Annotated in this window: 15 protein-coding genes; 11 read left to right on the plus strand and 4 right to left on the minus strand. The window is 35.4% G+C overall.

Annotated features, from left to right (window positions below):
* Positions 1-324: 324 nt before the first annotated feature.
* Positions 325-990 (minus strand): GntR family transcriptional regulator, encoded by a 666-nt coding sequence (locus QLQ22_RS12030; protein WP_223442773.1) that lies wholly within the window; start codon positions 988-990, stop codon positions 325-327.
* Between the two features lie 412 nt (positions 991-1,402).
* On the opposite strand from QLQ22_RS12030, the gene brnQ reads away from it, so the two are divergent.
* From brnQ to QLQ22_RS12060, 5 genes are all read left to right on the plus strand, one after another.
* Positions 1,403-2,752: a branched-chain amino acid transport system II carrier protein gene (gene brnQ, locus QLQ22_RS12035; RefSeq protein ID WP_284016680.1), complete on the plus strand. Its 1,350-nt coding sequence runs from the start codon at positions 1,403-1,405 to the stop codon at positions 2,750-2,752.
* 1,295 nt (positions 2,753-4,047) lie between these two features.
* Positions 4,048-4,842 (plus strand): TerC family protein, encoded by a 795-nt coding sequence (locus tag QLQ22_RS12045; RefSeq protein WP_223442777.1) that lies wholly within the window; start codon positions 4,048-4,050, stop codon positions 4,840-4,842.
* A gap of 110 nt (positions 4,843-4,952) precedes the next feature.
* Positions 4,953-5,219, plus strand: coding sequence for a hypothetical protein (locus QLQ22_RS12050; protein ID WP_223442779.1), 267 nt, complete (start codon positions 4,953-4,955; stop codon positions 5,217-5,219).
* Between the two features lie 781 nt (positions 5,220-6,000).
* Complete coding sequence (locus QLQ22_RS12055; protein WP_223442781.1) at positions 6,001-6,474, plus strand: GNAT family N-acetyltransferase; 474 nt, start codon at positions 6,001-6,003, stop codon at positions 6,472-6,474.
* 454 nt (positions 6,475-6,928) lie between these two features.
* Complete coding sequence (locus QLQ22_RS12060; protein WP_223442784.1) at positions 6,929-7,198, plus strand: hypothetical protein; 270 nt, start codon at positions 6,929-6,931, stop codon at positions 7,196-7,198.
* Positions 7,199-7,408: 210 nt separating this feature from the next.
* Here the strand turns inward: QLQ22_RS12060 and QLQ22_RS12065 are convergent, their stop codons facing one another.
* On the minus strand, positions 7,409-7,963 hold the full coding sequence (locus tag QLQ22_RS12065) for a helix-turn-helix domain-containing protein (protein WP_223442787.1): 555 nt from the start codon (positions 7,961-7,963) through the stop codon (positions 7,409-7,411).
* Positions 7,964-8,071: 108 nt separating this feature from the next.
* Between QLQ22_RS12065 and QLQ22_RS12070 the strand changes: the two genes are divergently transcribed.
* Together QLQ22_RS12070 and QLQ22_RS12075 are read left to right on the plus strand one after the other, a co-directional pair.
* Positions 8,072-8,656 (plus strand): LysE family transporter, encoded by a 585-nt coding sequence (locus QLQ22_RS12070; RefSeq protein ID WP_223442790.1) that lies wholly within the window; start codon positions 8,072-8,074, stop codon positions 8,654-8,656.
* A gap of 234 nt (positions 8,657-8,890) precedes the next feature.
* Positions 8,891-9,379 (plus strand): DUF6584 family protein, encoded by a 489-nt coding sequence (locus QLQ22_RS12075; RefSeq protein ID WP_223443363.1) that lies wholly within the window; start codon positions 8,891-8,893, stop codon positions 9,377-9,379.
* 593 nt (positions 9,380-9,972) lie between these two features.
* On the opposite strand, the gene QLQ22_RS12080 is transcribed toward QLQ22_RS12075, so the two are convergent.
* Positions 9,973-11,430 carry a magnesium transporter CorA family protein gene (locus QLQ22_RS12080; RefSeq protein WP_252208667.1) on the minus strand — a complete coding sequence of 486 codons (1,458 nt, stop codon included), beginning with the start codon at positions 11,428-11,430 and terminating at the stop codon, positions 9,973-9,975.
* 97 nt (positions 11,431-11,527) lie between these two features.
* Positions 11,528-12,148 carry a transcriptional repressor LexA gene (gene lexA / locus QLQ22_RS12085; RefSeq protein ID WP_223442797.1) on the minus strand — a complete coding sequence of 207 codons (621 nt, stop codon included), beginning with the start codon at positions 12,146-12,148 and terminating at the stop codon, positions 11,528-11,530.
* A 158-nt stretch (positions 12,149-12,306) separates the two neighbouring features.
* Between lexA and yneA the strand changes: the two genes are divergently transcribed.
* The 4 genes from yneA to tkt all read left to right on the plus strand — a co-directional run bounded on the left by yneA (position 12,307) and on the right by tkt (position 15,765).
* Entirely contained in the window at positions 12,307-12,621 is a 315-nt protein-coding gene (yneA, locus tag QLQ22_RS12090; protein ID WP_223442802.1) for a cell division suppressor protein YneA, read from the plus strand.
* 13 nt (positions 12,622-12,634) lie between these two features.
* The gene (locus QLQ22_RS12095) at positions 12,635-13,285 is read left to right on the plus strand and encodes a YneB family resolvase-like protein (RefSeq protein WP_252208772.1); all 651 of its coding nucleotides are present in this window, start codon (positions 12,635-12,637) and stop codon (positions 13,283-13,285) included.
* Positions 13,286-13,352: 67 nt separating this feature from the next.
* Positions 13,353-13,583, plus strand: coding sequence for a DUF896 domain-containing protein (locus QLQ22_RS12100; RefSeq protein WP_223442805.1), 231 nt, complete (start codon positions 13,353-13,355; stop codon positions 13,581-13,583).
* 175 nt (positions 13,584-13,758) lie between these two features.
* Positions 13,759-15,765: a transketolase gene (gene tkt, locus QLQ22_RS12105; protein ID WP_223442809.1), complete on the plus strand. Its 2,007-nt coding sequence runs from the start codon at positions 13,759-13,761 to the stop codon at positions 15,763-15,765.
* Positions 15,766-15,837: the final 72 nt, after the last annotated feature.

Genomic DNA, 15,837 nt, shown 5'->3' on the forward strand with positions numbered 1-15,837 from the left:
CTTTACATGAAAAAGCCACACAATTGTCAGTTGACAGTTATGTGGCGAAAATAGAGCTAACTCTAGAAAAGTGCCTAAAAAGGTTTTATTATTCAAATTATATAAAAAGTATAAGATCAAATACAACTAATTGTCAACGGACCTTTTTTAGTGCCACTCTCTATGGTAAGCTGCCACGAGTAAAGATGACAGACCTACTTTTAGAGGTGACAAGTTGGACAGGGTTTGATAAGCAATTTTTCTATTTATGCGGAAATTACCGATACTGATCTTTCTTTTGTCTATTATGATTTATGCCTTATTAATGGTTATAGGAGCAGATATTTATTTTTCTTTTTGTTCAGCATAAAACTCATCAATAGCACGAATCCAATTCTTTCGGGCAAGACTTGCTGCTTTCTCTTTATTTTTATTTTCAAAGGCCTGTAATATAGCTTCATGTTCCTGTATTGAATCATTTGTAAGAATGATTGATTGATGAAAATACAGGCGAAGAACATGAGCCTGGAGATTTGAAATTGAATTCGTGATATATTGATTCTGTGCATTCTCCACAATGATATTATGAAAGTGTTCATCTTGCTTTAATGCTGAATAAAAATCGCCTTTTTTAATGGCCTCAGCAAATTTAGTATTAATTTCACGCAATGAATCAATCGATTCCTGACTTATAACCGGTGTTGCCAATTCGGCAGCTAAGGCTTGCAAGACACCTAAAGGAGGCAAAATTTTGTTAATATCCTCTTTATTAACAGATGTGACTTGAGTTCCAACCCCTGGAAACATTTCAACAAATCCTTGAACATTCAGTAATTGCAGTGCTTCCCGAATAGGAGTCCTGCTTACTCCTAACGCTTGCGCAAGATCAGCATCATTAAGCTTTTCTTTAGGCTGAAGAGTGCCATCAATGATCCATTCTTGAATTTGAGCAAATGCACGATTTTTTGCAGTAACACGAGTAGGGGATGAAAAATTGGTAGGTATGGGCATGATAAAACCACCTTTTGATTTTTCATAAGGTAAATTGAAGTACTTAAAACTCTGTCTTCATTTAATAGTAGAATATTCTAGATAGGTATATTGAAAGTGTATATGATTCTACTTTAAAATGCAATATATTACATAAAAGAACAAAAAACGCGTAATATATTGCATAAATATCTTGTATATGATATCTTTTGGTAAGCGATATATTACATACGTATAATAGAAGGAGGAATATAGCAAAATAAATTAGTACAAGCTAAATAATCTGAAAATTTTAATTAAAATGAGAATTGCGATAACATCAAATGAAATTTTTAGTATTTTTTTTGATTATAAAGATTATTTCAAATATAATTAATGCTTTTTTTTAGAAACTTAATCACCCCAGATCAATAGACTTCTAGGAGGAAATCATATGACTAATAAAATATCATTTTCATTTATAGTTGCAGTTGGTTTTATGCTATTCGCTTTATTCTTTGGCGCAGGAAATTTAATTTTCCCTGCAATGCTTGGTCAATCAGCGGGAACGAATGTGTGGTCGGCTAATGCCGGGTTTGTCGTTACTGGCGTTGGCTTACCTTTACTTGGTGTAATTGCATTAGGAATATCAGGAAAAAGTGATTTACAATCATTAGCAAGCCGGGTACATCCTATTTTCGGTATCATCTTTACTGTTGCTCTTTATTTATCAATAGGACCTTTGTTTGCAATCCCAAGAACAGGTACTGTTTCATTTGAGATCGGGGTTAAGCCTTTTATTTCTGAAGAATACAGTGTTATTGGTTTAATAATCTTTACTATTATCTTTTTTGGAATTACAGCCTATTTTTCATTAAAGTCATCTAAGATTGTTGATATTGTTGGAAAATTCTTAACTCCATTTTTATTACTTTTTATTGCGATTCTTATCATCGCAGCATTTTTTAATCCTATCGGGCAATTTCAAGCGCCTGCTGAAAACTATATGAATAATGCCTTCTTTAAAGGATTCCAAGAGGGATATCTTACAATGGATGCCCTTGCAGCTTTTGTTTTTGGAATTATTGTTATCAATGCGGTAAAAGAAAAGGGTGCCTCTACTAAGAAGGAAATTATGATAGCTGTTACCAAAGCAGGAGTAATTGCAGCGGCACTTCTTGGAATCATTTACACATCTCTTTCCTTTATTGGGGCTTCAAGTGTAGAAGGTCTTGGACTTTTAGATAATGGGGGAGCCGTTCTTTCAGGTGCATCAAATCATTACTTCGGTTCATTTGGCGGGATTCTGCTTAGCTTAATTGTTTTTGGAGCTTGTTTAACAACTAGTATTGGACTTATCACTTCTTGTTCTTCATATTTCTCTAAAGTGATGCCAAGTATTTCTTACAATAAATTCGTGATTATTTTCTCTGTTTTTAGTTCTGGTTTAGCCAACTTCGGCTTAAATGAATTAATTGCTGTCTCTGTTCCAGTTTTAGTAGCCATTTATCCATTAGCTATCTGTTTAATGGCTTTAACTTTTTTACATCCATTATTTAAGGGTAAAAAAGAGGTTTATCAAGGAAGTATGTTATTAACTCTAATTGTAGCTTTATTTGACGGATTAAACGCAGCGGGAATTACCATTGCTCCAATCAATGACCTATTAGCCACTGTCCTTCCATTGTATGAAGTAGGTTTAGGTTGGATCGTACCAGCTATTATCGGCGGGGTTTTAGGATATGTATTCGGGATGGTGATGAAAAGCAAATCCCCTTCTGCTCAAGTTGAGAAATATATCTAAATTGTAATAAAAAGGTCAGCCAGTTATATGAAACTGGCTGACCTTTTTTCGGTTTAGCTTTTGTTAAAAGGTATTCTTGTTTTGTGTTTTTACAGTAAAAGAGCGTTGTTTAATGGCATAAATTTAGTAATGATTGAACCAGTTAATGAATAGAAAATGTTGTGTTATATGCAGGAATTATGGTCGATATTATTGTGCCTGTTTTCGGATGAAAGAATTTAGTTAAAGCCCCGATCAATATAGCTCATTTATTAGAACGTTTTGCATTATTTACATTTATCCTTTTTAGAGTATCGGTCGTCAGCACCCTTTCTGTACAGGTGTGCCTAATAATAAAGTGTCTAACTTTTTGGGTTCACTTCAATTGGTGGCAGGGTTTTTTATAATTCTTAAAATTTTATTAAAAATAGCATTGACCACAAATCTGACCACTTTTTGACCACCAAATTTTTATGAATGAAAAATTTACTATATGGTAGTAAATATTGTGAGGTGATTTTATGAATCTTAAGGTCTTGAAAGAAAATGAAGATTTTATTCAGAGCGAAGTTAAAAAAAGAGATATAAAAATCACTTTTTACTATTTAAAATCACTTTGTGATGAAATGAATTAATGATTTTGCAGAATATATAAAGTCGTTTGAAGAGTGGCCATTGATTAAAGAAGAAATGAATACCAGCTTCAGGTAAAAGATAAACAAAAACGAAAAAGAAACATATTAATAGACCGAAAATAATAATGAATAAAGAAAGGAATGGCTTAATTTTACTAATAATCCCATATATACCACATAGGATACTTGTAACACCTGTGAACACTTCAAATGGTGCTGCTGGATACACAGAATAATGTTCCGTTATAATTACTCTAACGGAGTTAAAGATTGTTTATTTATCTTCAATAATAGGGCGCCTTTCATTAATAAGAAGGCGTCTTAATGTATTCGGCCATCACGTGGAAAAAAATAGGGAATTTATCTTAAATTTAGAGAGTATTGTGAACTAATGTACTTAAGCTAACGTAAGCAGGTTTAAATGAAGAAGGTATCAAAAGGTGACTGCATTTTAAAAAAATAATCAGCAATTTGAAAATGGTATTTATAAAAGCATATTTTTTTCTCTGAGCATTTATTTTGTTAATACCTACATGAAAAGGTCCAATACCGAATAAAGGAAGAGAAAAAGCTACCAAAATTATTAATAGATATTTTATAGGATTACCTATGGCTTAATTGGAAATTCTAATGTTAGCGGAACATTAAATTACATTTTAATTTTAGAAAGGGGAGAAATTGATGGATTCTCTATGGCTAGAGTATGCTTGGACATTGTTAATTCTAATCGGATTAGAAGGATTGTTATCGGCTGACAATGCTCTTGTTCTAGCAGTTATAGCCAAGCATTTACCCGAAAATGAGAAAAGAAAAGCTATAAATTATGGTATCATTATGGCCTTCGTTTTTCGATTTATTGCTCTTTTTGCCATTTCTTTTATCGCAAACGTCTGGCAGATACAGGCGATAGGAGCAGCTTATCTTCTTTACTTAGGCTTAAAGCATGTTATTCAGGCGCGTTTTGGGAAAAAGAATGAGGATGTTCATAAGGACGATGAAAAGGAAGCCGCCGGAAAAGGTTTCTGGCCGACAGTAGGGAAGATTGCGCTGGCTGACCTTGCTTTTGCAGTTGATTCGATATTAGCTGCGGTTGCTCTTGCCCTTGGTCTTCCAGATTCACCGCTCGGCGATTTCGGCGGTATGGATGGAGGGCAGTTTATTGTTGTTGTTCTCGGCGGTATCGCTGGCCTTATCTTGATTAAGTTTGCAGCAACCTGGTTTGTTCAACTTCTTGCAAAACGTCCAGCATTGGAAACAACAGCATATGCCATTGTTGCATGGGTAGGTGTCAAACTTGCTGTCATTACCCTTGCCCATGAGGATATTGGGGTCTTAGATCATGATTTTCCCCACAGTCCAGCTTGGACTCTGATTTTCTATGGAGTATTAGTCGGTATTGCCCTAATTGGTTGGTTTGCACCGGAAAAAAAGTCATTTCAGATAAATCCTAAAGGCAATAAAAAAAGAGGACAGTGAGTCACTGAATTTCTATTACACCGTATGATCTTTATAGCCATGGACATACTTATTGATGTTAGTTTTTAAGGCATTATCTTAACTTTTTAAAAAACGGAGGAATCAAAAATATGCCTACTGAAATTGATCTTATAATGAAAAATGTTTGGCAAAATACTTGTGGATCATGGCAAAACTGTACGGAAACTACAATTAAGTCATTCTTAGCACAATGCCAAGAAAATAATATAGACCCGCAATATTGTATGAGTTGGATTGAAGGACATAGATCACAAATTCCTGACTGGACTGTCGTTTCAAAAGTTTCGCTTGACTGGGTTAATCAGCATACTTCAACTGGTTCACCCATTTCATTTAATGAAAAGGATCTTCATTAAAGAAAGGTCCTTTTTTAACTAACCAAATGATCTATTCTCTTTTTAAGTTTCTTTTGATCACTATGGTTCTGCGATTTGTATGCCTGATACTATAGAACAGTTGTGGATTTAAAAAAAGTTTGATAATTTATAAAAAACTCTGCTCGTTTATAAAAATGATTGATAATTTGTAATAAAGTTTGATCAAAATCCTGTATTGATTTAAACAGGGTTTTTCTTTTTTGCTTTTATTAATTTTGTAAAACTACATTCGTGTTACTCCACTAAAGGGCCAGATTGTGGAATAAGGAATAAGGGAGGGATTATATGATTTACGAAATGACTTTAAAGATAATTGTCGCATCCGGATAAATTTGCTATAATATTAATAGAATAAATTTTACTTTCTCTTTTTTAGAAGAGATGCAAATGGCATCTCGTTATCAAGCTATCAGATCAAAGGTCTTTGAACCATTTGAAGAACATTCTTCTTCAAGTGTGTCTAAGACCTTTTTGTGTTGGTCTGAAACAATAAGAAAGGAGGTTTCGAGCAAGAATAATAAGAATAATATCGCTGGAATCAGCAACAAACATAGGAGAAGATTAAATTAAATGGAAAGTTTACCTTGTAAAGGTTGCAAAGGAATGTGTTGCGGTTGCGGTCCCGTTCCAATTACAGAAGACGAGTTGAAGAAAATGATTATCAAGCCATACCTAGATGTGAGCAAAAACCATAAATACTGCAAGCACGTGCCAATTACTCCTATAACGGAGCAAAATAATCTAGCAGGGGGAGAATCTCATGACAGGTTTCAAGAACATAACCATAATAAAAGCAGGCTTAAATGAATTAGATCTAGTGGCCGGACTTTTTGACCAACACCGTGTTTTTTGCAAGCAAGCATCGGCTTTTCTAGAAGGGCGAGCCTACCTTAAAGAAAGAATAGAGCGAAAGGAATCCGTTATCTTCTTAGCGGTTGATCAAAAAAGTTGTGGTGATGTCAAACCTCTTGGATTTGTTCAGCTCTACCCAACCTTTTCAACACTTTCCATGAAGAGGGTTTGGATATTAAATGACTTATTTGTTGATCCAACTGCAAGAAGAAATGGCATAGCTAAACAATTAATGTTGAAGGCGAAAGCATTCGTGATAGACACTGGTGCAAAAGGACTAAGAGTTGAAACAGCTACTGATAACAAAAAAGCCCAACACTTATATGAATCGTTAGGTTACCAAAAAGATGTTCGTGGCTTTCATTACCATTATTATTTTTAGACTAAAATCCAACTCTTTTGTAAAAGCATTGAGAAAGTGAGCGGGCTTTACGTTTGCAACCATCCAATAGAATACAACTTTATTTTCAAACCACAGAATATCATTATTATATTCTCGATTTTGAAAGAATATTGATGTTAACCGACCCGGCTTCAAGCCAGCTATTTGTGTTTCATAATGCCATTTAATTTGAATGAATAAGTGTCAATTAAAAATGAAAGTCATAATAATGGGTAACTGGTTTTCCATAAAAGGGCGCTTATCTGGAATAAGGTAAGTGTCCTTTTTAATGGAATAAAAGATTGAGTTAATCACCTAATTTTTAAATAATGTATTTAGCTATCGGGGGCGATTGCTGAATATAGTGACCATCCCTTTAGTTAAGAATTGGGCAGGATTTCTTGAATAGGATAAGGAGCAAAAACCATTTGAAAATTAAAAAGGAGAAAACAAAATGAGAAAGTTGGCAGTCTTCGTATTAAGTGGTTTATTGTTAGCAGGTTGCGGGAGTTCAAGCATAAGCGGAAATGATTATGAATCAAGGATTACCGAATTAGAAGAAATGAATGCTGAACTGATAACACAGATTGAAGAATTACAATCAGAATTAGAGAGTACAACAACTAGAGTTGATGATGTAGAATATGAATTGAGTGACATTGATTCAAGTATTACCGATTTAGATTCACGGCTAAGTGATTTAGAATTTGAGATGTCATATTAAAGACAACAATTCATAGATCTTCAATTAAAGGGGGCTTTAATGGAAGTCTTCTTACTATATTCTGAATAAAATTGATATTCAGCAATCGGGCGGGATTCTTTAATAGGGATCGTCTTTTTTATTGAACAAACGGGGGAGTTTAATAACTGCATTGTTACAAAGGTACAAATAAAAACATAAGAAAAACCCGGTTCTTGTGGAACGGGTTTTTTAAGTTGGATAATATAAGATCATACTTAATCGAGTTAATGTTTCCCCTGAATTATGATAGGCATGAGGTCTGTCAGCCTTGAATCTGATAAAATCACCATTTCTTACGGTGTATTCATTGTTATTTACACGTACAGTTAGTTCCCCTTCAAAAACAGTTATGAACTCTTCAGTTCCTTCTCTGTGCGAATCAGCAATTAGGAAACCACCTCTTTCTATCTCGACTGAATAAACTTCAAAGCGTTTATCATCTTCAAAGGGAAAGTAGGGATAGACTCGATATTTTCCGTTGTCTTCAGATAATGTTTGAATTTCACTTCTTAAAACAACTTTTGTATCTGGCTGCGGACTATTTATTAGTGAAGTAAAAGAAACTTTTAATCCATTGGCTATTTTCCAAATAGTTGTAATAGTAGGGCTCGATTCCCCCCTTTCAATTTGACCTATCATCGTTTTACTTACTCCAGTTAATTCTGCAACCTTTTCAAGACTTAATTTCTTACTTTCTCTAAAGGCTTTTAAATTTTTTGCAATGATAAGATTTATTTCCTCCATAAATACACTCCTCGTTTACAATATAACGTCCGTATTGTACAATAAAAAGTAAATCGTTATAATGTCCATTTTAGTCATTATAACATACATCACAGAGGGGGAGCCAATATGCCTTTATTATCGTTTTTGCTATATGTTTTTGTTACAAGTTTTACACCAGGTCCCAATAATATTATGGCAATGTTATTTGCTAACAAATACGGGTTAAAAAAGACAATCAGATTTTGTTTAGGAGTTGGTGCAGGATTCTTTGTAATAATGTTATTGTGTAGCTATTTTAATCTTTTGCTTGAAAATTTCATTCCACAAATTGAATTTATAATGACTACCCTAGGTGCAATCTATATGTTGTATCTGGCCATGAAAATTATTACCGGTAAAAATAATGCTAAAGACAATGATGGGGACAAGAATAACAGTTTTTTAACAGGTATGCTTTTACAATTCATAAATCCGAAAGGTATTTTATATGGCATAACTGCAATTTCAACCTTCATCCTTCCATATCACAGTTCAAATTTCAGCTTACTATTTTATTCATTATTTCTAGCTTTTGTTGGTTTTATGAGTACTTTCTGTTGGAGTGTGTTTGGTTCAATTTTTCAAACGTTTTTATCAAAGTATAGAAGTCAGTTTAATGTAATTATGGCTTTGTTATTAGTGTATAGTGCAATTTCGATTCTTGTAGAATAAAACAGGTTTCTTGTTAACGGAGGCTATAGTTTAATAAGCACAAGCCGGCTTCAACAGCCTTAAATAGTATTATTTATCTCAACAATCGAGCGCAATTCACAAATAGTGGATCGTGTCCTTTATTCCACAATCGGGGGCGATTGCAGCATAGAGTGTTTGCCCTTTGACTATTAGCTAATAGGATAGTTTAGTTTAGGAAGCAACTATCCTAAGAAGATAAATGAGGTGTTTTACATAGAAAAATTACCAGTTAAGACTATTAAGAAGATTGAAGAGGACATTAAGAAAAATGATTTAGGCAAAGCAAGGGATAGACTACACGGGTTAATTTCAACTTACCCAAATGAGTTAGAGCTCCGCAGAAAGTTGGGGGACATCTATTTCACATTAAAATATCCATCAATGGCAGGTCGCTACTGGTATTTAGAAAAGAATAAAACACCGGAAATGATCCAAGCTTGTATTCAATTTGAAAAAACTATGGGAAATGATCCTTTCCTTATAGCAAGAGCTTTAAAATTTAAAGGTGACAATGAAATTTTAAAAAACCTGGAATTAGATCAGGTAATTTCACCTGTACAAGATAAAGTGAAAGAAAAACTGCAGGAAGAACCTGACGATTCATTGTATGATAAATTATTTGTTATTGGTTGCTTTTCGATAATAATATTAACAATTCTCTTTGCAATAATAGGAGTATACTCACTCTTTAATTGGCTTTGATCCAGCAAAAATGGAAAGCTAATCAAAAACTACTAATGTTTTAATGTAAATCAAATGTTATTCAACAATCGGGGGCGATTGCAGCAAAGTGTAATCGCCATTTGGTAACTTTTAAAATGTTTTTTATGTTTGATGGTATAATCTATTTTAAATAAGATCTGCTTTTAATCGGAGGTATATATTGTTTTAAACGAAGATTTGGAATTCATATTGAGTAAATTTGAGGAACTTGAAAGTAACGATGTGGAAATAGATGATATTGAAGGCGAGACCATATCAATTCAATAAAGTATAAAAGATATATAATGTTTAAATACAATATCAATAATTTTTTGACCCCAAAATTGACCACTTTTTGACCACCAAAGTATCAACTTTAATATAATTAATAACTCACTAATTTTTCAAAAGTATTGATATAATAAGGTTTTATTACCTAATTAAACTTAAAAAACACAAAGTATATGTTCAGAACTCAAGTTCACCCTTGGGAAAGAGAACAGTATATGTATCAATATTAATTACACAAAAACCCTTCAGCAGATGTTGAGGGGTTTTTGTGTAATTAATATAGAAAAAAGCATCGGCATTACTCAGTCAAGGTTTTCAGATTTTCCCTTATCAAAATAGTCTTTAAGCAGTCTTATGATTGCAATCCCGGCAAGTACACTCCCTACAGCAATACCTGATAAAGCTACAACGAGCGAAATATATTCAAAAACAGAATAACCGGCAAGCTTGCTCCACTCAATTTTCCCCCGCCAGTCTTCAATCACCAGATTCATTCCGTAAATCCCGGAAATAACAGTATAAGTCGTTAAGATCAGCAATAGAGAATTATGACGTTTACTTGCAAATTTTTCCTGATTTTGATAAAGACTGTCCATCGTGTTTATTACCTCTTTGTAAAGAGTTTCAATTTTAAAGCGATCTTTCATCAAAACAGAAAGCTCTTGTCCCTCAGTCCGGCTGCTGATTTCAGAAAAAATATATTTGGCGGTAAAATTGGCAATCGATCTGATCAGTTTGTCCATTTTATCTTGTTTTTGGTCAATATAGAGCTGTGAATAACTGTATGAAAGCTTTAAAAGGACAATTTTATAAAATAAGTGCAGAATCATATTGTAATATAGCTGGCCATACATTTCTTCAGCAATGAGTTTTTCATTTTTGCTGTCTCTGCTGATGCATGTAAATGTATGGTCGCTGATAATATGAAAACTATCCGGGGACCACCTGTCATAAACATGATCATTTACGTATTTTTCGATGTACTTTTGATTGGTTGCAGAGATGTATGGCTGTTTTTTTTCTTTATATCCATTCATATGTCCGATTCTGAATAAATCGTTATTTGTTATTTGATCATCAGGAGCAGCCATTAAAAAACTGGATACGAACATTCTTTCATCAATAAAATAAGGAAGGCTGCCCAGATAAGTTGATTGATCATTCTCGCTTTTTTCTATGAAGGGGACGATGAATGGACAAAGGTCCTGGAAGATAAAATCCTGAGTCTTGTCAAAACGTTTTTCACCACAATAGAGAACAGTACCTTTTTCTTCTGTAATTGAGGGCTCGAGAACGCGAAAATGATCCATAAAATCCAGTGCATCACTTAAAGAGAAATCTTCATTGTTATTGTAAGGGTCTGTTCGAATCGTTACCATTCCGATAGAGAAAGGACAAAGGTAGATATCAATTGAATGAACCTTCAAAGAAAATGAATTGTGTGCAGTATCAAGTCTGCATTTCAAATTTAAAGGCTTTGAGTAACGGTTTATCGCTTTTTCTTTATATTTGTCAGGGAATAAGATTTGTTCTATGTACGGCATAAAATAATGATTCAAACGTTTATGCGGGATATCAATGCTCTCCCCGTAATATTTATTTTGCTGTTTAACATTCTCAATTGAAAAAAATTCAAACCCGTTGGCTAACAGCTCCTCAATTAACTCCTTAGTGCAGTCCTGAGCCCATGAAAAGGGAAAAATGAATTGGCAATTCGTTCGCAGTATGGTTATTTCATCATGAATAATATTGGAATTCATAGGTTACCTCTTCTAAATTTTATCAATTATTATATATTCCCCTTGTTAAAGAGCATAAAACGCCAAAATAAAAATCTTTGCTGAGCAGCAAAGATTTTTAATGAATATTCCGGTAAACCCCAATGACTTTCCCTAAAATTGAAACATTTCGCAGAATAATAGGATCCATGGTTGAATTTTCAGGCTGAAGGCGAATGAAGTCTTTTTCTTTAAAGAAACGTTTTACTGTTGCTTCATCATCTTCTGTCATGGCAACTACGATATCTCCGTTATTTGCTGTTTTTTGCTGTTTAACAATTACCATATCCCCGTCCAGAATTCCAGCTTCTATCATACTGTCTCCCATAATCTCGAGCATGAATACTTGATCATCTGCTGCTGCAAACGTATCAGGAAGCGGAAAATATTCCTCAACATTTTCGATGGCTGTTATAGGGGAACCCGCTGTAACCTTACCGATAATCGGAACATTTATAACATTTGATCTTGGAATATGTGAAGTCTCTTCTTCTAAAATTTCAATGGCTCTGGGCTTAGTTGGATCGCGTCTGATTAGTCCCTTGCTCTCTAGCCTGGCCAGGTGGCCGTGGACAGTTGAACTAGAAGCAAGGCCGACAGCTTCGCCAATTTCGCGAACAGAAGGCGGATAACCTTTTTTCTGAACTTCTAATTTGATGAAGTTTAAGATATCCTGCTGTCTTTTTGATAATTTTGTCATCTTATGCACCTCGCGTCCTGTAATTTATGTTGATTATAGCATGTTTTTCCTGTGCATACAAACATAAGTTCGAAAAAATCCGTTGACAGAAACGTTTGTTCGCATTATACTAAAAATATCAAAAGTGCGAACAAACATTCTATTTCGAGGTGGGGATTATGTTGAAAGAATCTTTTTCTTATTTACTCTCATTTTTTATCGTCGTTATTGTTGCTGTCTTTGCTTTATCTTATACTGGTGAAAAAGACAGAATGGATCACTACGTAAATATAGAAGTTACTGAAGGGGACAGCATCTGGAGTATTGCTGACAAATTTAAAGAACATCATAATCTTTCTAAGTCAGATTTTGTCGAGTGGGTACAGGAAAAAAACGGTATGGAGACTGCAGTAATTAAACCTGGTGAACAAGTCTTTATACCCATTGAGAAGACAGCCTTTTATGAGGTCAATCAAATAGCAAGCAAGAAATAGGGAAGTGAGAACACTGAACGCCATCATCTATTGCAGAGTCAGCACAGTGAAAGAAGAACAGGAAACATCTCTTTTAAGACAGAAGGAAGAGCTCATAAATCTTTCTGAGCAGCACAGCATGAATATTGTAAAAGTGATTGAAGAGCAGGCCAGCGGCTATGATATAGAGAGGGACGGGATATTTGAACTGTTTGACTGCATCAAAAATCAGCAGGTGGATGCAATCCTGATCCAGGATGAAACAAGGCTTGGGAGGGGAAACGCCAGAATTGCACTCATTCATTTTCTTCTAAAAGAGGGAATAACACTTTATTCCGTTACACATAACGGCAGGCTTCTGCTCTCAGAAGCTGATTCTATGGTGCTTGAAATCGTCAGCATTGTTGAAGAATATCAGAGAAAGATTCATAATCTGAAAATCAAAAGAGGCATGCAGCGTGCGGTCCAAAACGGGTTTAAACCTCAAAATAACCTGTCTAATATTCATGGGAGCCCCGGGAAGGAAAAAAAAGAGCTTCCTGTTTCAGAAATTGTCCGCTTAAAACAAAACAAACTGACATTTGCAGAAATTGCTGCTACTTTGAGAGGCTTTGGCCATGATGTTTCAAAGGCAACAGTACATAGAAGATATCAGGAATATATGAAACAATCAGGAGACCAATAAGTTGTCTTTTACAGTCATTTTTAGTACGATAGCATAGTGAATCTATCTACAAAAAGGAGTTACCATTATGCTTTCAAAAGAAAAAATGGCTAGAATCAATGAACTTTCAAAAAAGGCTAAATCAAGCGCTTTGTCACCTGAAGAACTAAAAGAACAGCAAAGCCTGAGACAGGAATACCTGCAGGTGTTTCGCGGTTCCATGAAAAATACATTAAAAGGCGTTACGATCCTCGACCCAAACGGTACGGATGTAACACCTCAAAAACTAAAAGATGAGAAGAAGCGAAACCTTCATTAATAAAAGGAATACGTCAATTTGTGATGTATTCCTTTTCAATTTGCACATAATACATTAGAATAGTTTCTTACACATCTTAATGCACTATTACATTTCATTATTAATGGTTGTATCCTAAAGTGTGTACCGCTATGATAAGAAAGTAGAATGTTATTTATGAAAGGATGATCAAATTATGTCACATTCAATTCAAGACTTATCTATTGCTACGATTCGAACATTATCGATCGATGCAATCGAGAAAGCAAATTCAGGACATCCTGGAATGCCTATGGGGGCAGCTCCAATGGCTTACTCGCTTTGGACACAATTTATGAATCATAATCCTAAAAACCCTGAATGGTTTAACCGTGATCGTTTTGTATTATCAGCTGGCCATGGATCTATGCTGCTGTATAGTCTGCTTCATTTGTCAGGCTATGATCTATCTATGGAAGATCTTAAATCTTTCAGACAGTGGGGAAGCAAAACTCCAGGTCACCCTGAATTCCATCACACAGCTGGTGTAGATGCAACTACAGGTCCATTAGGCCAGGGAATCGGCATGGCTGTTGGAATGGCCATGGCAGAGCGCCATCTTGCACATACATACAATAAAGAATCATATCCTGTAGTAGATCATTACACATACGCTATTTGCGGAGATGGCGACTTAATGGAGGGTATCTCTTCTGAAGCAGCTTCTCTTGCAGGTCACCTGAAGCTTGGCAAATTAGTCGTTTTATATGATTCAAATGATATTTCTCTTGATGGCGACTTAGATCGATCATTCTCTGAAAATGTTGAAGATCGATTCAAATCTATCGGATGGCAGGTCATCCGTGTTGAAGACGGCAATAATATAGAAGAGATTTCTAAAGCAATCGAAGCCGCTAAAAAAGATGAAACTCGTCCAACGTTAATTGAAGTGAAAACAACAATCGGCTATGGCTCTCCAAATATGTCCGGAAAGTCTGACGTACATGGCAAGCCGCTTGGGATTGACGAAATTAAATTAACAAAAGAAGCTTATGCTTGGACATTTGAAGAAGACTTTTATGTTCCAGAAGAAGTTTATGCTCATTTCAAGGAATCTGCTGAACAATTCGGAAATAAGAAAGAGCAGGCATGGAATGATCTTTTCGAAAGTTATAAAAAAGAATACCCAGAGCTTGCAAAACAGCTGAACGCAGGAATCAGTGGCGAATTGCTTGAAAACTGGGACGAGGCAGTGCCTGTGTATGAAGAGGGAAAAGCACTTGCATCACGTGCATCCTCAGGTGAGGTATTAAATGCACTGGCAAAAAATATTCCTTATATCTTTGGAGGATCAGCTGATTTAGCGGGTTCTAACAATACATCCATTAAAGGAGCTGCTGATTTCACAGCAGAGGATTACAGCGGCCGCAATATTTGGTTTGGGGTACGTGAATTCGCAATGGGTGCTGCATTAAATGGTATGGCTTTGCATGGCGGCTTGAGAGTATATGGAGGAACATTCTTTGTATTCTCTGATTACCTTCGTCCGGCAATCCGTTTAGCTGCACTTATGGGACTTCCTGTAACGTATGTATTTACACATGACAGCATTGCTGTTGGGGAAGATGGACCAACCCATGAGCCGATTGAACAGCTTCCATCGCTTCGTGCAATGCCTAATTTATCCGTAATCCGCCCGGCAGATGGCAATGAGACTGCTGCAGCATGGCGCATTGCCATAGAGTCAGAAACGTCACCAACTGCACTTGTCCTGACTAGACAAAACTTAAAAACAATTAAAGGTACTTCTGAAACAGCTTATGAGGGCGTTTCTAAGGGAGCTTACACGATCTCAGCAAGCAAAAAAGAAACAGCAGATGCTTTGTTATTAGCTACAGGATCTGAAGTTGGCCTTGCGGTTGAAGCTCAGGATGCCCTGCTTAAAGAAGGTATAGATGTTGCTGTTGTCAGCATGCCATCATGGAACCGATTTGAAAGTCAATCAAAAGAGTACCGTGAATCCGTTCTTCCTAAGACTGTTAAAAAACGTCTTGCGATTGAAATGGCAGCTCCTCTGGGCTGGGAACGCTATACTGGGGATGAGGGCGATGTTCTTGCGATTAATCAGTTTGGCGCATCTGCACCTGGAGATAAAATTATGAAAGAGTATGGCTTTACTGTTGAAAACGTAATGGCGAGAGTAAAAGCGCTGCTTGAACAATAATCACCTCTGAGAGAGAACGATTTTGATCGTTCTCTCTTTTTCGACAAAAAAAGTGAAGCATTTCTCTGTTGT

Source organism: Metabacillus hrfriensis, assembly GCF_030127205.1.
In the GTDB taxonomy this organism is placed as follows: Bacteria; Bacillota; Bacilli; order Bacillales; family Bacillaceae; genus Bacillus_P; species Bacillus_P dongyingensis.